General features: G+C 48.7%; 10 protein-coding genes. 6 read left to right on the forward strand and 4 right to left on the reverse strand.

What is annotated here, in order from left to right; all coding sequences use genetic code 11:
- Positions 1-256: 256 nt before the first annotated feature.
- The 4 genes from ACJ2PR_RS16145 to ACJ2PR_RS16160 all read right to left on the reverse strand — a co-directional run bounded on the left by ACJ2PR_RS16145 (position 257) and on the right by ACJ2PR_RS16160 (position 4,486).
- Positions 257-949, reverse strand: a complete 693-nt coding sequence (locus ACJ2PR_RS16145; RefSeq protein ID WP_446877751.1) for a DevA family ABC transporter ATP-binding protein — start codon at positions 947-949, stop codon at positions 257-259.
- Between the two features lie 18 nt (positions 950-967).
- The gene (gene devC / locus ACJ2PR_RS16150; protein WP_446877752.1) at positions 968-2,140 is read right to left on the reverse strand and encodes an ABC transporter permease DevC; all 1,173 of its coding nucleotides are present in this window, start codon (positions 2,138-2,140) and stop codon (positions 968-970) included.
- A gap of 20 nt (positions 2,141-2,160) precedes the next feature.
- Positions 2,161-3,267, reverse strand: a complete 1,107-nt coding sequence (locus tag ACJ2PR_RS16155) for an efflux RND transporter periplasmic adaptor subunit (RefSeq protein ID WP_446867744.1) — start codon at positions 3,265-3,267, stop codon at positions 2,161-2,163.
- A 139-nt stretch (positions 3,268-3,406) separates the two neighbouring features.
- Positions 3,407-4,486 carry a hypothetical protein gene (locus tag ACJ2PR_RS16160; protein WP_446877753.1) on the reverse strand — a complete coding sequence of 360 codons (1,080 nt, stop codon included), beginning with the start codon at positions 4,484-4,486 and terminating at the stop codon, positions 3,407-3,409.
- A gap of 388 nt (positions 4,487-4,874) precedes the next feature.
- Between ACJ2PR_RS16160 and ACJ2PR_RS16165 the strand changes: the two genes are divergently transcribed.
- The 6 genes from ACJ2PR_RS16165 to ACJ2PR_RS16190 all read left to right on the forward strand — a co-directional run bounded on the left by ACJ2PR_RS16165 (position 4,875) and on the right by ACJ2PR_RS16190 (position 20,829).
- Positions 4,875-6,209, forward strand: a complete 1,335-nt coding sequence (locus ACJ2PR_RS16165) for a ParB N-terminal domain-containing protein (protein WP_446877754.1) — start codon at positions 4,875-4,877, stop codon at positions 6,207-6,209.
- Positions 6,210-6,836: 627 nt separating this feature from the next.
- Positions 6,837-7,124 carry a hypothetical protein gene (locus tag ACJ2PR_RS16170; protein WP_446858905.1) on the forward strand — a complete coding sequence of 96 codons (288 nt, stop codon included), beginning with the start codon at positions 6,837-6,839 and terminating at the stop codon, positions 7,122-7,124.
- Positions 7,125-7,429: 305 nt separating this feature from the next.
- The gene (locus tag ACJ2PR_RS16175) at positions 7,430-12,334 is read left to right on the forward strand and encodes a beta-ketoacyl synthase N-terminal-like domain-containing protein (protein WP_446877755.1); all 4,905 of its coding nucleotides are present in this window, start codon (positions 7,430-7,432) and stop codon (positions 12,332-12,334) included.
- An 8-nt stretch (positions 12,335-12,342) separates the two neighbouring features.
- On the forward strand, positions 12,343-13,083 hold the full coding sequence (locus ACJ2PR_RS16180) for a hypothetical protein (protein ID WP_446877756.1): 741 nt from the start codon (positions 12,343-12,345) through the stop codon (positions 13,081-13,083).
- A gap of 25 nt (positions 13,084-13,108) precedes the next feature.
- On the forward strand, positions 13,109-14,848 hold the full coding sequence (locus ACJ2PR_RS16185; RefSeq protein ID WP_446877757.1) for an SDR family NAD(P)-dependent oxidoreductase: 1,740 nt from the start codon (positions 13,109-13,111) through the stop codon (positions 14,846-14,848).
- A gap of 50 nt (positions 14,849-14,898) precedes the next feature.
- Entirely contained in the window at positions 14,899-20,829 is a 5,931-nt protein-coding gene (locus tag ACJ2PR_RS16190) for a PfaB family protein (protein ID WP_446877758.1), read from the forward strand.
- Positions 20,830-20,833 lie beyond the last annotated feature (4 nt).

Raw genomic sequence — 20,833 nt, forward strand, 5'->3', positions numbered from 1 at the left:
AGTGAACTTACGCTTCAAGGAGTCGTCGCGTTGTCGCTTGGAGGCAAAAGCAGGAGACGGGTCAGGTAAAAAGTCTCAGTAGATTGCAAATCATATTTTGGGCGATCGATCACCCTATCCGTCTAAGGAATGAGAATTGAATAATACCGAATTTTGTAGGGTATGTTGAGCGATAGAGAAACGCACCGCCAATGGTTGCAATTAGTGCGTTTCGCGTGGCTCAACACACCCTACGCAAGGGTCGGTTTTATTAAATCTAAGTCAATGCTTTGGTCATTAACTGACCATCTTCCAAGTGAATAATGCGATCGGCAATGTCTAATATTCGATTGTCGTGCGTCACCATTAACAAAGCGCAACCCTGCTCACGAGTTAGCCGATACATGAGATCTACAACATCGCGTCCGGTTTTACTATCGAGGGCGGCGGTTGGTTCGTCAGCTAAAATCAATTTGGGATGGTTGACTAAGGCGCGGGCGATCGCAACTCGTTGTTTTTGTCCACCCGAAAGAGTCTGAGGGTATTTATTCAACTGATCGCCTAGTTTGACAGCTTGCAGCATGGCTTCCGATCGCGATCTTGCTTCCCGTTTTGAAAAGTCGCGGCGAGTTTCAGCAGCCATCTGAACATTTTGTCGAGCAGTTAAAAAACTCAGCAGATTGTGTGCTTGAAAGATATAACCAATATGTTGACGAACTTGCACTAACTGAGATTGACTAGCTCCGCGTAGTTCTAATCCTAAAAAATTGAGGCTGCCTGACTGTATCGATCGCAGTCCACCAATTAAGGTCAGCAAAGTCGTTTTCCCTGAACCGGAGGGCCCTGTCAGGATGACAATTTCTCTAGGTCTAATCTTTAAGTTGATATCAAATAACACTTGCTTGCGTAATGACCTTGATCCCAAGTGATGATTCAAGTTTTCAATAGAAAGAATCGAGTCTGAATACATAGTCAATAGACCTGTTCATTAAAAGATATCTGCGGGGTCTGCCGATCGTAGTTTGTTGACGGCGATCGCACCAGAAATCAGGCACATGGTAAAAATCGAGGTTAATACACTAATTGCCTGGTTGGGTGTCATGATCACAGGAAGATGAGTTGCATTTTTTGCTAGATCATAGAGTTGCAAAGAAATGGCAAAGCCTGGAATAAATCCTAATGTCGCTAGAATAAAAGCCTGCTGAAAAACTGCCATGAATAAATAGTGATTGCTATAACCGATCGCTTTAATGGTTGCAAACTCAACTAGATGATTAGCAATATTGCTATAGAGAATCTGATAGACAATCACGACTCCTACAATGAATCCCATTGTCACCATCAAGGTAAACGTGAAGCCGATCGGGGTTCGTTCTGCCCAGTATTTCTTTTCTAGTTGACTATATCCATTCAGGTCAAAAATTCTTACATCATTAGGTAACCTCGCCTTCAATTTTTTCAAAACACGGTACTTATCCTGACCTGCTTTTAAGGTAACTACTCCCACATCAATTTCTTCGGGTGTTCGTTCTAAAAACATTTCCCCAAAGGTTAAATAAGGGACAATCAAGTTGCCATCTACGCCAAAAGACGGCCCCAACGTAAACAAACCTCGAACTTCTAAGGCTTTAGAAAAAGTCAATTCGTTGAACGGTGAAATCTCAATATCCACTGATTTATTTTGGTTAAACGTTTCAGCGATCGGGCCAAACTCAGGACGAGAAGCTCGATCAAAAAGAGCACGATCAGAGATTTTAAGTTGATCTAATTGCTCGTTGATTTCGGGAATTGTAAAAATAGGATTAGCGGGATCAACTCCAAACACAAATAGCGAATTTTTTTCACCCGTTTTAATATTTTTGAGCTTGCCAAATTGCAGGTAGAGTGAATTCACAGACTCTACTTCATCTAACGCTAATGCTTGATATAATCGTTCTCTAGGGAAGCTTTGTTGAGAGGTAAGTGACGCATATTGAGGACTAATTAAAAAGATATCGCCTCGCAGACTACGATGTACTTTAACCGCACTCTCATATAGCGCATCCTGAAAGCCAAGCTGCATGAACAATAGAATTGCCACAAACGCAACCCCCGCCAACGTGACCAAAAATCGAACTCTTTGTCTTGTGAGTTGTAGCCAAGCGATCGGAATAGACAGCATGGTTATTTTTTCCTCTCAAACTATTTCTTGAAAATTACCTGAACCTGCAAATTAGTTAGTCCTGAAACTCGCTGACTATCCTCTGGCGTTAACTCAACTTTGACCTCAATCACTCTACGATTTGTTTTGGCAAGTGGATTGATGCTAAACGTATCCTGTGACCCAACTCGTAGCCCAATTTCAGCAACCGTACCCTTAAGTTCTCCTGAGATCGCATCACTAGTAATCGTCGCTTGTTGACCAATTTTGATCTTTTTAATATCTGTTTCATACACTTCTGTCACTGCGTACATCGTGTCATTGTCAGCGATTTCAGCAATCCCCTCTGCGCCCACAATTTCTCCCGATCGTGCGTGAATTTTTAGTACTTGTCCATAGATAGGCGATCGAATATTGGTTAACTCTAAATCCGTTTCGGCCGCTTTGACCGCCGCGATCGCATTAGCCACTTCCGCCTCTGCCACATTTACATCCACTGGACGCACTTCTACGACACTGCCCAGGTTTGCTTTTGCCTGATTGAGTTGTGCCTGAAGGGTTTCTACTGCCAACTGTTTGCTATCTCGCACCGAAGCAGAAATCGCTCCTTCTGTAAACAAAGTCTGATTGCGTTGATACTCTAGTTGAGCATTGTTAACTTCTGCTTGCAGTCGATCGATCGCTGCTTTTTGAGCATTAATATCATCGGTTCTGGCCCCAGCTTTGACCCTAGCTAACTGAGCCTGAGCAATCTGAACTTGTTTTTGAGCCTTAACCAACGATGCCTCACGGCTTAAGCGAGTTGTCAAGGTTGCGACAATCTGACCTACCCGAACGGAATCACCTTCTTTGACAAACAGTTGATCAATGCGCGCCCCCTCCAATGAGTTGAATGCAGACAAGCGAGTAATTTCACCCTTTGGCTGCAAGCGTCCTAACGCAGCAACGGCCCTTATCGCAGGTTTGGCACTGGCTTTAACCACAGGTGCAGGAGTTTGTGTAACCGATCGCTTCTGAATGAGCAGATACCCACCGCTCGCCCCCACCGCCAGCATCACCGCAACAGCAAGGTTAAAGATCCACGATCGTTTGGGCTGGGTAAATGGACTAATTGGTTCAACATACTGTTCGACTTTTTTTTGTACCATTGTAGGGGCCTCAAGGGGAGGAAGGAGGGAGGAGGGAGAACTTGGCTTGGCAAGGAGGAGGAAAAAATGAGGTTTGAGTTCAGGGATGGTTGAGCAACTTGCTCTTGATTGTTGACACCTCACTCCTCACTCAAGAACTCTATTGAACTGGAAACAGCTTGTTGATCAAAGAAATTACGGTGGCGGTTTCATCGGAGCTGACGATCGCGCCCCTATCAAGACCAACGATCGTGCTGCTAAACCCATAATCGACGCGGGTCTTTTCGCTTTGAATGTCTACAACGATGCCACTTCCATAGTTCACTTTGGTGAAGCTGGGCTGGACGACGATTTCTCTGCCTTCCCAAGTGATTGTGGTGCTGCCATCGGTTCCTACTGTGACCCGACCTGGCCCTAGATCGATCGTCGAGCCAACTAAAACTGAGGTTGCTCTGCCCCGATCTTTAACCAGGGTGCCGCTTTCTGGGCTGACCACAACTTCCTGACCATCATTCCAGGAAACGACGGTATCGCCTCCCCGATCGACCACAACCTGACCGCTACTGTAGGGGCCATTCCAGGTGCTGACGGTGCCACCCGCAGGATTGACAATCACTCTGCCACTGCTGTCTGCTGAATTCCAAACAGTTGAGGTGCCTTTGCCCAAATCAACCTTCACTAAACCATCGCGATAAGGACGGCTCCAGGTGCTGTCATCGCTAACCCCATCCGAATCGACAATGACTTGACCACCACTATAAGGGCCGCTCCAGGTGCTAGTCGTGCTAGTCGTGCCATCGGGATTGACGACGACCTGACCCCTACTATAAGGGCCACTCCAACTGCTGGTGCCCCCACTCGTTGTCACCGCGCCATCCGCATCGACGACGACTTGACCCCTACTATAAGGGCCGCTCCAGGTGCTAGTCGTGCTAGTCGTGCCATCGGGATTGACGACGACCTGACCCCTACTATAAGGGCCGCTCCAACTGCTGGTGCTGTCATTCGTTCTAACCGTTCCATCCGCATTGACGACGACATGACCGCTGCTGTAAGGGCCGCTCCAGGTGCTGGTGGTGCTGCCGTCTGGATTGACCACGACTTGACCACTACTGTAAGGGCCATTCCAAGAAGAAATTGTGCTATTTGCCGGAACAATCGCCGTATTGAGCGGAGGAAGTAACGGAATCCAATTCAGTGAGGGCAGGGTCAATTGTCCAAAGGGTGAAAAAAGCGACATACAAAATCCTTAAAGAGGGACAACAAGAGCGTTTAAGGTTTTATAGAATGAATGCCCGATCGAGCATCAAGAGAATCAATCTAAGTACGATCACACCCGCTTGTAAGTACCAACACTGCGAAACAACTCTCCCTGGTCACACCAGAATGCAAGCTTTTTACTCAAGATTTTGGCCATCCTACCCAAAAAGGCTGCAAACACTGATACAGTGATGAGAGGAAATAAAGATTTGTTGCGCTGAAAAACTTAACCAACTCAGTCTTGAAGTAGCATTTTTGGCACAGCCCCAGGATAGGGGAATGTGAGATATGATACAGTCATCAAACAGTGAGCGAGAAGAGCGTTGGAATAGCCAATATCTAAAAGTTGAACACAAGATTCTAAACTTATGCCCACTATCGCAATTGATCAAGTCAGCGTTGGGCTTAACCGCCGACCTATCAAAGATGAGAAAGTTGCTGAACTGATGGAGTCCATCAAGGCGAATGGACTACTAAATCCTATTACTATAGACCAAAATTTCAACTTGGTCGCCGGACTTCACCGACTCACCGCTTGTAAGCTGATTGGGCTGACTCAAATTGAGTGTACCATCATTACCTGTGAAGATGCCAACCATAGTCGATTAGCAGAAATTGATGAAAACCTGATCCGCAGTGAGCTAAATGCCCTGGAGCGATCGGAGCTTTGGCTAGAGCGCGATCGCATCCTCGACAAAATGGGGCTAAGAGCCAAACCGGGACAAAATCAATATCGCTCAAAAGGGGGTGAAACCGTTTCACCTTTGCTCAAAACTACTCTAGAACTCGCGAAAGAAACAGGCTACACCGATCGTACCTTTCAGCACGGCAAACAGATCGCTCGGAGCATTGTTCCAGAAGTCAAAGAAATCTTGCGAACCACTGAGTTGGCTAGTAGCCCAACCGCCTTACTCAAAGTGGCCCGGGCCGGAAGCCAGGAGCGCCAGCAGGCAGAACAAGCCGAACAAGCCGCCCAGATCGCTCGTGACCAAAAGCAGCACGCAGAGAGCGAGAAACTGACCAAACTCGCTGCGGAGGCCAGGGCAAAACAAAAAGAGTTACAAATTGTAGCGCTGAAGGCGATCGCTGCCGAAAAAGAAGCCAAATCTATTGCCAAACAAAGTCAGCGACTGTCAAATTCAGACTTCTCTACAATCACGCCCAAAGTTCAGGCTGGGGACGAATGGAACCTGGATCGCCATTTTGTCTACTGCGGCGATACGACCAGTTCTCAGTTTGTCGAGTGCTTGCCCTCTAATGCAGCGCTTGCGATCGCGACCCTTTCGGCGAATTGGAACCACGATTATCTGATCGATGAAGCCAGGGTGGTAGTGGTGTTGCGCTCTGAGGGAACCGTTCACGATTTTTGTCATCAACATCAGATGCCCTTTCAGTTTGAGTGGATGCTGGACGACCTTTATGCGGCGGTCTTTTCTCGTCAGACGATCTCCAAACCCCAGGCAGCGATCGCCGTGCGCGGAGTTGAAGGAATCGTGGCTTATCTAATCAGTGCTTACGCCCAACCTGGGAATTTTGTGATTGCGCCATTTATGGGTCACGGTGAAGTGTTGATGGTCTGTGAGCGGATGGGGCGCATTTGTTTTGTGGGGGATCAGGAGCCAGACTGTATCGAGCGGGCGATCGCGAACTGGCAGTCTTTCACCGGAAAACAGGCAACCTTTGGAGGAGGGACTGAGCGGTGAGGGGTGGTTTTTGGCACACTGAGCGAAAAAGTGGAAGACTGAAACGGAAAAAGCCTCAAGACTCGCGACAACTACGCACCTCAGACCTCTTTTTCTAACTCCGGGGTATTGTGTTTTTTTGATGAAGATTCCGTTAATTTACTGGAAGTTTCCATACCGCCTGTGATAACCTTTCTGCAAATGAAATCGCATCTCTGACCTTCCACCGAAGTTAAGAGACCTGAGATTTCTACGCTCTGAATTGCTGGTCTTGAACGCTTCTGAATCCTGTCATTCTTCTTATGAAGTGGCAGAGTAAGTCCCGGATGGTATGACTCACACCGTTGGCAGTTCCTCAAGTCACGTAAACGGTATGGCTGGCAAAGGTCTGTACAGCCCACTTCTGACCCAACTGGCAAGGTAAAACAGATGGGTGATTCGCGTAAAGAACTTGGACACAAAGCTTAAATCTGGCTCCCGAAGGTAAGTCTTTTCAATTTCTTGACCAATAATGTAGGGTTGACTACTAAGTGACTACCGCTCCTACTCTAGATTTGATTTAAGCAGACACAAGCCCGAAAGATTGATTGTTTTGAGGCTTTGATTTCTCGTATCAAGTCTTGCTCTAATTTTGGGGGATCTATTACTATGGCGTTTATCAGAGTTGACAGTCTTGTCATCAACACTGCTTACATTGCTGCCGTTGACCTTGAAAGCCATACTTCCTCTGGAGAAGACAGTGTAGCGATTTTGATGGTGACTCCCAAGTTCCCGTTGGCTCGGAAGGAAGATATTTCTCATAGTCCTCACCATTACGAATGGCTTGAATTTACTGGCAAAAAGGCGGTGGCCTTGAGAACCTACTTTAGTAGTCTCAACAATGTCATTGATCTACTGCCCAGTTCTTATTATTCAGTTGCGTGTGTTAACTCATAGGTTTCTCGATCGACTAAAAGTTAGGGCAACACTAGCTTTCACTGATTAACCCAGTCATTATAGAGCGTGCATTTTTGGTAGGGCGGCTCACACTCCCTGCACTTCCCACCTGCTGTTGGTGGGCTAACTGTGTGTACTCTCAACAGTCAGGTTAATCACGACGTTAGTTGGTAAAGCGAATTGAATAACCTCTACCGATCGAGCGAGTTTATCTATTTTGGCAAAGCTTACGCTAGTGAGCTATTGATCTTCGATCGCGACGGTTATTTCGCAAGCATTCATCCATCACGAATAAGGGTTTGTCTATGTCTACTTCTAGGATTGACCCGATCTTGGCACAGCTACACAGCGAAGTTGGCAACTTTGAGAAGGCGCTATTAGAGCTAATAAAGAGTAAAAACAAAAAAAAAGCGAGGTCTGAAACATTGGTGGACATCAACAAGACCAATCGGCAGCTCAAAAGCACCCCGATCGCCATTATTGGCATGGCTTCTCTCTTTCCGGAGGCTAAAAACCTTCAGGAATATTGGGACAACATCATGCGCGAGGTGGACTGTATTACCGAAGTTCCGTCGTCTCGCTGGGATGTCGATGAGTTCTATGATCCCGACCCCAAGGCACAAGACAAAACCTACTGTAAGCGGGGCGGATTTATCCCAGATATTGACTTTAATCCGATGGAGTTTGGGCTACCTCCCAACATTCTGGAATTTACGGATGTGTCGCAGTTGGTGTCGCTGGTGATTGCCAAAAAAGCGATGGAAGATGCGGGCTATGGGGAGACTCGGCAGTTCGATCGCGATCAGGCTGGTGTGATTCTCGGTGCTGCTGTTGGACGGCCGCTGAGCGGCCCGTTAACTGCCCGAATGCAATACCCCGTCTGGGAAAAAGTTCTTAAAAACAGTGGTTTATCGGATGAAGACACGCGGCGGATTGTTCAAAAAATCAAACTCGCCTACCTCGACTGGGAAGAAAATTCGTTTCCGGGCATGTTGACCAACGTGATCGCGGGACGGATTGCCAATCGGCTTGATTTTGGAGGCACTAACTGCGCGATCGATGCCGCCTGTGCCAGTTCTCTCAGCGCTTTCAAGATGGCAGTCAGTGAATTGAGCGAACACCGCGCCAACTTGATGCTGACCGGGGGCATTGATATTGACAACTCGATCGTCACTTATCTCTGTTTTAGTAAAACGCCTGCGCTGTCCAAACGTCAGGAAAGCCGACCCTTTGATGCAGAGTCTGACGGAATGCTGGTTGGCGAAGGCGTGGGAATGCTGGTGCTGAAGCGATTGGAGGATGCCGAACGGGATGGCGATCGCATCTATGCCGTGATTCGAGGCATTGGTTCTTCTAGTGACGGACGCTACAAAAGCATTTATGCACCTCGCCCAGAAGGGCAAGCCAGAGCCTTGCGACGAGCCTACGAAGAAGCGGGATTTTCTCCAGCCACGGTGGGCTTGATCGAAGCGCATGGAACAGGCACCGCAGCAGGCGATCCGGCGGAGTTTTCGGCGCTAGATCAGGTGTTTCGAGAAGCCAATGCGGAGCAGCAATCGATCGCATTAGGAAGTGTCAAGTCACAGATCGGACATACCAAAGCTGCGGCGGGTGCGGCCAGTTTGATCAAAGCAGTACTGGCACTCCATCACAAAATCCTGCCTGCGACGATCAACATCACATCTCCCAATCCCAAGTTGAGCATTCAAACGTCTCCTTTTTACCTCAACACACGCACTCGACCGTGGATTCGCCCTGCTGGAGAGCCTCCCAGACGCGCAGGCGTGAGTTCTTTTGGCTTTGGCGGCACTAACTTTCACATCGTGCTGGAAGAATACCAAGCCGAACATCAACAGTCCTATCGATTGCACAGTACGATTCAGACGCTACTCTTGACGGCCGCGACTCCCGAAAAATTGTTGCAGCACTGTCAAACGATTTTGCAGACGCTGCAATCTGAGGGCGGCGATCGAGACTATTTGGCGATCGTAAACGCTTCTAAACACCTGACGCTTGAACAAAATGCCGCTCGATTAGGATTTGTGGCAGGGTCACGCAGCGAAGCCTGTAATCTGTTGCAAATCAGCATTGAGCAGTTGCAGAAAAACCTGACGATTTATGGATGGAACCATCCCCAAGGTATCTACTACCGCAAAAGCGGCATGGTAGGCAAAGTAGTGGCACTGTTTTCGGGGCAGGGATCGCAATATCTCGAAATGGGACGAGAACTCACGCTCAACTTTCCTACCTTGCGAGAAGGACTGGGCGAGATGGATCGGCTGATGATTCAAGATGGGCTAACCCCGTTGTCAGAAGTCGTGTTTCCTGCGCCCACCTTTGAGAGCCAATCGCAGCAAGATCAAGTGGCAGCCCTACAGCGAACGGACTACGCCCAACCCGCGATCGGTATCTTCAGCAGCGGACTCTACAAACTATTGCAGCAAGCCGGGTTCCAACCTGGTTTTGTGGCAGGACATAGCTTTGGAGAATTGACGGCACTGTGGGCAGCAGGCGTGTTGGGCGATGGAGATTACTACCGTCTAATCAAGGCAAGAGGGCAGGCGATGGCGACTCCCTTGGGAAATAGCGATGCGGGAGGAATGCTGGCGGTGAAGGGGGATGTCAGTCGCATTGAGGCGCTGATTCAACCGTTTCCCCAGGTGACGATCGCAAACTTGAATTCTCCTCAGCAGGTCGTTTTGGCGGGTGCCAGGGCAGAAATTGCTAAGGTGCAGTCGATTTTACAAGAACAGGGACTCTCTGCGATCGCGCTTCCCGTGGCGGCGGCGTTTCATACTCCCTTAGTTGCCCATGCTCAAAAGCCTTTTGCTCAAGCGGTTGAGTCGGTGACCTTTGCAAATCCTAAAATTCCGGTTTACACCAATGTGACGGGTAAGCAGTATCCCTCGGATGCGCCAACGATTCAAAAAATTCTCAAGGAGCATCTGATCAATAAGGTCTACTTCAGGCAGGAGATCGAAGCAATCTATGCAGATGGCGGTTTTTGCTTTGTGGAATTTGGCCCCAAAAATGTGCTGACCAATCTGGTGAAAGAGATTTTGGCAGACCAACCCCATGAAGCGATCGCTCTGAATGCAAACTGGCGCAAAGATAGCGATCGTCAATTACGTGAGGCGGCGGTGCAGTTGCGGGTTGTGGGGCTACCCTTGGGAGATTTTGACCCCTATCCGCTAGAGCGAATCACGCCTGAAGTCAGTCCCAGAGCCAAAGCGCTGAATGTGCGATTAACAGCGACCAACTACATCAGCGAAAAGACGAGAATGGCGTTTGACATGGCGCTGCAAGATGGGCATAAGGTGACATTGGCGATTCCAGAGGCGATCGTGATGGATCGATCCCTTGAAGTTGTCTCCACCACAGATTCCAGCCGCAAAGCTGATCTAAACTTAAAAAAAGTTTTGCAATCTACCAAACCCGCACCCAAAGAGCAGTCGCAAAACGGACATTCGACAAACGGACATTCGACGAACGGACATGCGCGCAATGAGCCGCCAAAAGATGAGCCGCTCAAAGAGCAGTCGCAAAATGGACATTCAGCCCAGACGATAAAAGCAGTAGCCCAAGAAGCGGTAACTCAAAAAGTGACTCAAAAAATGGTTGACTCTGTACCGCTCGATCACTCTGCTCCCCAGCATTCTCAGCCCAAAACGATGACTTCCAAGCCTGAACCTGTTTCCATTCAGCCACCTTCTGAACCCAAGGGACTCCCTATGTCAAACTTACCTTTGCACTACCAACGCATTTTAGAGAGTTTGGAGTCTAGTCTGACGGAATTTAGCCACCGCCAACAAGACATTTTGCAAGTACACGAACAGTATTTGCAGCAGCATATTGACTATGCCCAAGCTTTTCTCGATTTGACTCAGCAACAGAATGCTTTGTTTGGCAATTCAGACACTGTGACTCCCCAGGCTCAGACGACGGTAGCCGAAAGTCTGGAACGCAGTATGACGCAGTTTCATCAACATCATGGCGAGACGCTGCGGGTTCACGATCGTACGCTACAACATCAAGCAGACCACACTCGTAGTTTCTTTGAGGTTTTGCATTATCAGTATTCTGGACTGGTTTCTGGGGAAGTTGCATCAGAACAGCCTTCCAGACACAATGGGGCAAAGGTTCTAAAAGAAAAAGTAGCGGTGTTGTCAGATACCATCTCTGCAAGTTACTCACAAGAAATCGCGACACCTGCGAACATTACACCAAAGGCAGTTCCCCTGAGACAGCCGGAAGCGATCGCTCAACCTGTTGCCAAAAATGGTGCTCTCAAGGTTAGTGCGGCTGAGTCTTTCAAGGTTGTGACGACTGTTGAATCGCTTCAGCAAGACATTCCAAAGGTAGTCCAGCCTACAGTCGCTAAAGCGGAAGTTCCCAAAGTAGAAGTTCCCAAAGTCGAAGTTCCCAAAGTCGAAGTTCCCAAAGCTGAAGCTCCCAAAGTAGAAGTTCCCAAAGTCGAAGTTTTACAGCAGGTAGCGCCTGAGCCTAAAACAGATGAAATGGCTGCTCTGGTAGATGCGCTACTAGAGATTGTCAGCGAAAAGACAGGCTATCCGGCAGAAATGTTGGAGTTAGACCTGGACATGGAGGCTGATTTGGGGATTGACTCGATCAAGCGAGTCGAAATCATGGGCACGATGCAGCAGCAGTTTCCTGACTATCCGGTGGCCAACCCCGAAGACTTGGGCGAGTTGCGGACGCTGGGACAAATCATCGAACAAATGCGTCAGGTTGCTTTGGTTGCAGTGCCGACAACTACAAAATCAGATACAAAATCAGAGGACACTTCCCTACCAGCGATTAACAATCACACTGGAGTATTAGAAGTAGAGTCTGCCAAAGTAGTTGTGACCAAGGAGGTCGAGCCTACTGTTTCTGACCCCGATAACCCGACTTTAGACGATCTCTCGGCTCTGGTGGATGCGCTACTAGAAATTGTCAGCGAAAAGACAGGCTATCCGGCAGAAATGTTGGAGTTAGACCTGGACATGGAGGCTGATTTGGGGATTGACTCGATCAAGCGAGTCGAAATCATGGGCACGATGCAGCAGCAGTTTCCTGACTATCCGGTGGCCAACCCCGAAGACTTGGGCGAGTTGCGGACGCTAAGACAAATCGTTGAGCAGATGAAACAAACTGGGACGGAAAAAAAAACCATTCAGGCACCTATTTTAGCGAACAGTCCCGCCTGAGTTCACCGTTGCCCAACCATGCGATTCGTCGTCAGACTGTAAGACTGCAATTTTTGCCCGATCCCGATCGCCTCGATTTTGCCTTGCCCAAAGACCAGATTTGTTTGCTGACCGATGAGGGTTCCCCGATGACCGTGAAAGTCGCAAAGTCTCTCATCCAGCAAGGTTGGAAGGTCGTTGTCTTGAGCTTTCCACACGCTTTGGTGACCAAACCAACCATTGCAGAGGGAATCAATCGAGTCGTAATGGACGGCTGGAGCGAAGATCAGTTAAAGTGGCAACTCAACACGATCGCAGATACTTACGGCCCGATCGGTGCATTCATTCACCTAAATCCCAGTCTAGAGGACTATCAGAATGCTGGAATCCAGGCTCCCGAAGTTGACAAAGCGATCGTTCAGCAGGTCTTTTTAATCGCCAAACATCTCAAAAAATCGCTGACTCAACCACGGTCTGTTGGTCGCGCTTGTTTTCTAACAGTGGCTCGACTGGATGGCGCATTTGGTCTAAGTCAGCGGCTCAAGTTTAGTGCAATCAGTGCGGGATTGTTTGGACTCACCAAAACGCTAAATGCTGAATGGGAATCGGTGTTTTGTCGAGCGATCGACCTTAGCCCCCGTCTAGATTTTGGTCAATCCGCCCAGTGTATTCTTGCTGAGTTACATGATCCCGATCGGGGGATTGCTGAAGTCGCTTACGGAGAGCAAGGTAGAGCCACGCTGATTGCAGAAGTCAGCACAATGAGTTAACAACTAGCTTGGAGTCGGGGCACTTATGGTTAATGTGATTGCTCAAATCGATTCAGAATCCGTGTTTTTAGTCAGTGGTGGAGCAAGGGGCGTGACGGCTCAATGTGTACTCCGACTCGCTCAACAGTATCCGTGTAAGTGGATTTTATTGGGACGATCGTCGATCGCGACACCAGAGCCTACCTGGGCAGAGAATTGTTTTGACGAAGCTGAACTCAAAAAACGGGCAATGACCGCACTGCTCGAAAGTGGCGAGAAACCAACTCCCGTCAAAGTTCAGAAACAACTCACGGCACTGACTGCCCGACGCGACATTGAGGCTACCTTGCAACAACTAGCCCAGTTAAATCGATCCGCAGAATATCTCAGTGTAGATGTGACCGATCGACCCGCCCTGCAAGAAAAGTTGTCTGGTGTCGTAAATCGACTGGGACGAATTACAGGCATTGTTCACGGCGCTGGAAACCTTGCCGACAAGCTAATTGAGAACAAAACTGCACAGGATTTTGAGTTAGTCTATGCTGCCAAAGTTCAGGGACTAGAAAATCTATTAAGCTGCGTTTCTCCAAACCAACTTCAGCATCTCGTATTGTTCTCATCAGTAGCTGGATTTTACGGCAACGCAGGACAGTCAGACTATGCGATCGCCAACGAAATTCTCAACAAATCGGCTCATCTGATTCGACAACACCATCCTCAATGTCACGTTGTCTCAATCAATTGGGGCCCGTGGGATAGCGGCATGGTCACACCCGAACTCAAACAAGCCTTTGCCGCACGCCAAATAGAAGTCATTCCGCTAGAGGTCGGGGCACAACTGTTTGTGGAAGAGGTAACGGCTCACACAGCGGCTCAAGTTGTGATCGGGAGTCCTCTGACTCGACAGGCTAACCCTCTGGATACAGAACTCAAAACACATCGGATTCATCGTACCCTGACGAGCGATCGCAATCCTTTTTTACAGCATCACGTCATTGGGGGACATCCCGTTTTACCTGCGATGTGCGCGGCCGGTTGGATGATTAGCACCTGTGAACATCTTTATCCTGGCTACCATTTTTTTGGTCTGGAAACCTTCAAAGTTCTCAAAGGCATTGTGTTCGATCGGACTCAGCCAGAAGAGTTTATTGTCGATGTGCAAGAAGTTGCCAAACTCTATAACGAGATTCAGTTTGATGTGAGAATCTGGAGTGAGCCAGAACTCAAAAAGCTGAGATTTCACTACAGTGGTCAGGTGACACTGCGCCGGGAAGCCCTACCCGCACCCATCTACAATGCTTTCAACAATGAGTCTGGCAGCGTCATTTCTGGACAGTCTTATTATCAAGATAAAACGCTGTTTCATGGAGCCTCTTTTCAAGGAATTGAGCAGGTATTGAATATCACTTCAAAACACTTAATCATGCAGTGTTTTCTACCTGGAATTGCGGCAAAAGATCAAGGACAATTTCAAGCAGAAATGTTCAATCCTTACATTCAGGATGTAGGCATTCAAAGTATTTTGATTTGGTTGAGACACTTCCATCAAACCGGGGCGTTGCCGTTAGAAATTCAGCAGATTACTCAATTCAAACCGATCGCCTTTGAGCAGCGCTTTTACGCCGTGATGGAACTGCAACTCAAAACCGAAACCGAAATCGTAGCCAACATCACCGCATACGACCAGGAGAATGAAGTCTACGCCCGTCTGTCTGGAGTCAAAATGATTATCAGCGATCGCCTTAACCAGCTTTTTGAGCGATCGTCCTCGACCACAACCGTCTAGCCGCAAGTTGCCCATCCCTGAAAGCAGGGAATCGTATCAGGAGATTGATCATGGAGAAAATCGCGATTATTGGGCTATCTTGCCTTTTTCCCGATGCCAAAAGCCCTGCTGAGTTCTGGCAAAACTTAATCAATCAAACCGATTCTATTTCGCTTTCCACCGCAGAACAAATGGGCGTTGATCCTGCGATCTTTTACGATCCAGTCAAAGGAAAAACGGGAAAAACGGGTAAGTACTACTGCATGAAGGGTGGCTACATTAAGAATTTTGAGCTTGACCCCGCAGGCTATCACATTGCTCCCGAAATTCTTCAAAGCTTAGACAGCATTTATCAATGGTCGCTCTACATTGCCAAACAAGCTTTACAAGACAGCGGCTACTTAGAAAATGCTTCTGTTCTTGCTAAATGTGGCGTGATTTTAGGCAACCTTTCTTCACCGACGCGATTTTCTTATCGACTGATTGCCCCCATCTATCAACGCATCATTGCTTCAGCCGTTCAAGAACTCTTTAATCAACCTCAATTCAAGCTCAACAATCTGCCTTGTCCAGATCAGATGTCGATTTTGAATGGGCTAACGGCTGGGTATCCGTCGGCGATCGTAGCCCAGGCATTAGGACTTTCTGGCATTAACTTTTCACTGGATGCCGCCTGTGCGTCGTCACTCTATGCAGTTAAGTTGGCGTGTCACTACTTGTCCTCTGGCAAAGCTGATTTGATGTTAGCGGGAGCCGTAAGCTGCACTGATCCCTTCATGACGCATACGGCGTTTTCGCTATTTCAGGCTTACTCTGATGATGGCATCAGCCGCCCACTAGATCAGGATTCTGGTGGTTTGATGACGGGAGAAGGCGCGGGAATGCTGGCACTCAAACGCTATAGTGATGCGGTCAGAGATGGCGATCGTATCTATGCCACAATTCTCGGACTGGGACTCTCCAATGATGGCAGAGGCAAGCACTTTCTTAGCCCAAATCCCAGAGGTCAGGTACTAGCTTTTGAGCGGGCCTACGCGGCGGCAGACATTGATCCGCAGTCGATTCAGTATGTCGAATGTCATGGCACAGGTACGCCCCTAGGCGATCGTACCGAACTCAACTCAATGGATACCTTTTTTGGGCAATATGGCGGCAAGCCTAAAATCGGCTCCGTCAAATCCAACATTGGGCACCTACTTACGGCTGCGGGAATGCCCAGTATGCTCAAGGTGATTTTGAGTATGAATGAAGGAGTAATTCCGCCGACGCTCAATCTTCAGGAGCCACTGAGTTCTGTTAACAATGTGATCGCACCTGAACAGATCGTCAAATCCGTCACTCCCTGGAATAGCCAAACTCCGATAAAACGCGCTGCTGTCAGTGCTTTTGGCTTTGGGGGCACCAATTCTCACCTGGTACTAGAACACGGAACTTCTAATAAAGTTCTTCCTCCCACTAATCCAGTAGAACTGCCCAAACTCGCGATCGTTGGCATGGATGCGTTTTTTGGTCAGTGTCATAGTCTGGATGCCTTCGATCGCTGTATCTATGAGGGATCTCAGCAGTTTATTCCGCTACCCAGCGATCGCTGGCGGGGGTTTGAGAAACTACAATCGCTGATGACGGATGCTGACTTGCCCAATGCTGAACCCCCGATGGGAGCCTATATCAAAGAATTTGAACTTGACTATCTGCATTTTCGCATTCCTCCCGACGCAAACGATCAACCCATTCCTCAGCAGTTGTTGATTCTCAAAGTAGCCGACGATGCGCTTCGCGATGCTGGGCTAGAAGAAGGAGCTAATGTGGCGGTGATTGTGGCGATGTCTACTGAGCTTGCGTCTCACCAACATCGGGCCCGCTGTGATTGGCTCTGGCAGGGAGAAGAAGCATTGGCTAAAGTGGGCATTGTTCTACCTCCTGAGAAAAAAGAGGAGCTAGAAGAAATTCTCAAAGAAGGCTTTCAAAAGGGGCCGATGCAGGTGAATCAGTGCATTAGCTTTATTGGCAACATTATGGCCAGCCGGATTTCTACGGTCTGGGATTTCACAGGCCCGACGTTCACGGTCTCTGCTGAAGAGAATTCTGTGTTCAAAGCGTTAGAGGTTGCTCAAATGCTACTGTCTGATAATACGGTGGATGCTGTTCTAGTAGGAGCAGTTGACCTGACTGGTGGGGTTGAGAATGTTTTACTCAGAAGCCAGATTGCTCCCCTAAATACGGGAACAGCTACCCTGGGCTGCGATCGCGCCAGCAATGGTTGGATGGTCGGAGAAGGAGCCGGAGCCGTCGTCGTCAAGCGTCTGGACACTGCTCAGGACGATCGCGTTTATGCGGTAGTTGATGCGATTAGTCTAGTACAGGATGAGCCAACTCGCTCTAACAACTTACCTTTGTCGCCTCAGCCCCAAGCTGTTGATCAGTCCTGTCAGCAAGCATTTCAGCAAGCAGGCATTACGCCCGATGAAGTAGGCTATGTAGAAATGTTTGGCAGCGGGATTGCTGAAGAAGATGCAGCAGAAGTTGCGGGACTAACTCGTGCTTATCAATCGGCGGCTGAATTGAATTGTGCGATCGGCAGCGTCAAAGCCAACATTGGACACACCTTCTCAGCGTCTGGGATGGCAAGTCTGATCAAAACAGCACTCTGTCTCTATCACCGCTACATTCCCGCAACCCCTCGCTGGTCACGTCCCAAACAGCCAGAACTATGGCAGGGCAGTCCTTTCTATGTTGCTACAGATTCTCGGCCCTGGTCAGTGCCCGATCGCGCCCTCAAACGCACTGCCGCAATTAACGGATTGGGACTTGATCGCACCTATGCCCACGTAATTTTGTCAGAAGATCCCAACCAGTCCAGCCGAAGTAATCGGGTGCTAGAACAGCTTCCGTTTCGGCTATTTCCGATCGCAGGTGACGATCACGCCAGCATTCTGAATCAGCTAGCGGGTCTTGAGCAGATTTTGGATCAGTCTTCCTCCCTCGTCATTGCTTCTGGAAGAGCATTCGAGACATTTCGCGCTCAGTCTAGTCCTACTTACACGGCAGCGATCGTGGGGCATAGCAAAGAGGACATTCGGCGTGAGGTCGATCGGGCCCGAAGTGGAATTGCCAAAGCCTTTGAGCAGAATGGAGAGTGGAAAACACCGCTAGGCAGCTACTTCACCGCGAATCCCCTGGGTAAAGGGGGGCATGTTGCCTTTGTGTATCCGGGTGCATTTACGTCTTACATCGGTATGGGGCGAGAATCCTACCGATTATTTCCCAACTTATTCGACAAGCTGACTTTATTTGGGGAAACCAACCTTCAGCAACAGCAATCTCACCAATCTAATCAAGCCTTGTATCCCCGCAGTTTAGAAGCTTTGTCAGTGCGGCAACTAGAAGCGTTAGAACTCCAAATGATCGGAGACGCTAACAATATGCTGATGGCTGGTACGCTCTCGACGATGGCGGCGACGGCGATGCTCAAAGATCATTTTCAGGTGCAGCCCAAAATTGCTTTTGGTTACAGTCTGGGCGAAGTGAGCATGATGTTTTCGCTCAATGTTTGGACAAGTTCAGAATCTATTGCCCACGGTGCAGATGATTCTCCATTGTTTCAGACAAGGCTTTCTGGCCCTAAAAATGCTGTGCGCGACTATTGGGGATTGCCCCCCAGTCAGGAGGCCGCCAGCGACGATTTTTGGAGTACCTACGTTGTGATGACGAAGGCTGATCGTGTTCTGGAAGCCTTGAAGCAAACCGATCGCGTGTATCTAACCCACATCAATACTCCCAATGAAGTCGTTGTTGCTGGAGATGCTAAAAGCTGTCAGCAGATGATCGATCGCCTGGAGTGTGAATCTTTTCGGGCACCTGCTAACTATGTGCTGCACTGTGAACCCATGCGGTCTGAATACAATGAGTTTGCCAGGTGGATGGTGTTGCCTACGCAGAAGATTGAAGACGTAAATCTCTACACGGCTGCTACTTACAACAAGTCGATCTTAGACAGTCAGAAGATTGCCCACAATGTTGCTGAAGCGCTAACTCGACCTTTGAACTTTCCGCGTCTAGTTGATCGCGTCTATGCTGACGGAGCCAGAATTTTTATAGAAGTCGGCCCAGGGGGCACCTGCTCTCGTTGGATTCGAGAAACCCTGAAGCACAAGCCTCATACTACGATCCCCATTGTGACGAGAGGGGTTGAAGATGCGGTGTCGATCGTGCGACTACTAGCCAAGTTGGTGAGCCATCAAGTTCCCGTTGATTTGTCTTCTCTGTATCCTCCCATCGTCGATCGTAAGGCTCGATCGCTGATCAAAACTGTGACCTTGGGAGGTCAGGACATTCGAGCCGCTATTCTCACTGAGGAAAATCGGAAAATCTTTGCGGAGTACAGGTCGCCTGATTCTACTCAGAGCAGCCCCGCTAAGAGTCCACTCTTTCCTTATCGCAAGCCCAGCGACCCGCTACCCCAGACGATTCCCGCTCTAGAACGGCTTTATTCTTTGTCTTCAACCTCTCTCCGCCCTATGTCCAAGCTCTACCAAACGCTTAGAGAAAACCTCACACTCACAACTCAAACTCAGCGTACCTTCCTACAAACTCGCCAGGAATCACTACAGCAATTGAGTAGCCTGATCCAACTTCAAGTCAGTGCTTTGCAACAGATGATAGGCAGTCCAAACGACACAGGATATAGGACAGGAGACAGTGGACAGGAGACGGGAGACAAAGGACAACAGACAATAGACAGAAGACAAGCTTCCCCGCCTCGCCATACCCCTAAAGAACCTACTAAACTTACGCCTCCCCCTGCTCAGCCTGCAACTTCCTTCGATCGCCCCCTAATTTTTGACGAAGCCCAGGTATTAGAATTTGCAGAAGGTAAGCTGTCTAAAGTGTTTGGGTCAGAGTATGCGATCGTAGATACTTATCCTCGACGGGTGCGCCTCCCCATGCCGCCCTACTTGTTTATTAGTCGCGTTACCAAAATGCAGGCAAAGCGAGGCTGTTTTGAACCCTGCTTTATCGAAACTGAGTTTGACCTTCCTGATACAGCAGGCTATCCCGTTCCCTGTGCAATGTTTATCGAGGCCTGCCAGGGCAACATGATTTTGATCAGCTACTTGGGCATCGATTTTGAGATTAAAGGAGAACGGGTTTATCGCGCCCTGGACGGCATTGCTAGCTTTGTTGGAGACTTGCCCCAACCGGGTGAAACTATTCGCTGCTGTGTACAGATTACGTCGTTTGTGAGAAGTGGCGATACGCTGCTGTACTTCTTTGAGTTTGAAATCTTTGTGGGTGATCGCAAGTTTCTCGAAGCCCGTGGAGGCGCAGGATTCTTTACTGACGACGAACTGAAAAAAGGGCAAGGGGTAACCTTGAGCGATCGAGAAAAAGCCGCCCGTAACCAAATTCAAAAACAGTCCTTCAAGCCACTGTTGCCTTGTTCAAAAACCTACTTCGACAAGGCTGATCTGATTGGACTCAGTGAAGGCGATTTCTCTTGTTTTGGAGCCGACTACCATCCTCGCGGTCGCAATCCTGCCCTGAGATTTCCATTACCTTTGACGCAAATGGTCGATCGGATTGTAGCGATCGATCCCACGGGTGGAGCCTGGGGACTAGGACTCATTGTTGCCGAAAAAGACCTGAATCCAGAACACTGGTACTTCAACTGTCACTTTAAAGACGACTACTGTCTACCTGGTACGCTGATTGGAGAAGGCTGCTCTCAAGTTTCTGTCTTCTATGCTCTCTACCTGGGACTACAAACTCGCACCCAAAACGCCAAATTTGACCCCATCATGCACCTCACCCAATCTGGTCGCAGCCGTGGCCAAGTCACCCCCACCTCTGGCACCCTCACCTATCAGCTAGAAATCACCGAAATTGGTCTAGAACCCACCCCTTACCTGAAAGCCGATGCTTCCGTCATCTTCGAGGGTAAAACCATCTCATTCATCAAAAACCTAGGAACTCGCCTAGTCGAGCAAACCATTAGCGATTAAGTAT

The sequence above is a fragment of the Phormidesmis sp. 146-33 genome, from assembly GCF_052939515.1.

Excerpts from the sequence above, each read along its gene's own strand:
- devC (WP_446877752.1), bottom strand. The coding sequence starts at position 2,140 with ATGCTGTCTATTCCGATCGCTTGGCTACAACTCACAAGACAAAGAGTT.
- ACJ2PR_RS16175 (WP_446877755.1), top strand. The coding sequence starts at position 7,430 with ATGTCTACTTCTAGGATTGACCCGATCTTGGCACAGCTACACAGCGAA.
- ACJ2PR_RS16170 (WP_446858905.1), top strand. The coding sequence starts at position 6,837 with ATGGCGTTTATCAGAGTTGACAGTCTTGTCATCAACACTGCTTACATT.
- ACJ2PR_RS16185 (WP_446877757.1), top strand. The coding sequence starts at position 13,109 with ATGGTTAATGTGATTGCTCAAATCGATTCAGAATCCGTGTTTTTAGTC.
- ACJ2PR_RS16190 (WP_446877758.1), top strand. The coding sequence starts at position 14,899 with ATGGAGAAAATCGCGATTATTGGGCTATCTTGCCTTTTTCCCGATGCC.
- ACJ2PR_RS16160 (WP_446877753.1), bottom strand. The coding sequence starts at position 4,486 with ATGTCGCTTTTTTCACCCTTTGGACAATTGACCCTGCCCTCACTGAAT.
- ACJ2PR_RS16155 (WP_446867744.1), bottom strand. The coding sequence starts at position 3,267 with ATGGTACAAAAAAAAGTCGAACAGTATGTTGAACCAATTAGTCCATTT.
- ACJ2PR_RS16165 (WP_446877754.1), top strand. The coding sequence starts at position 4,875 with ATGCCCACTATCGCAATTGATCAAGTCAGCGTTGGGCTTAACCGCCGA.
- ACJ2PR_RS16145 (WP_446877751.1), bottom strand. The coding sequence starts at position 949 with ATGTATTCAGACTCGATTCTTTCTATTGAAAACTTGAATCATCACTTG.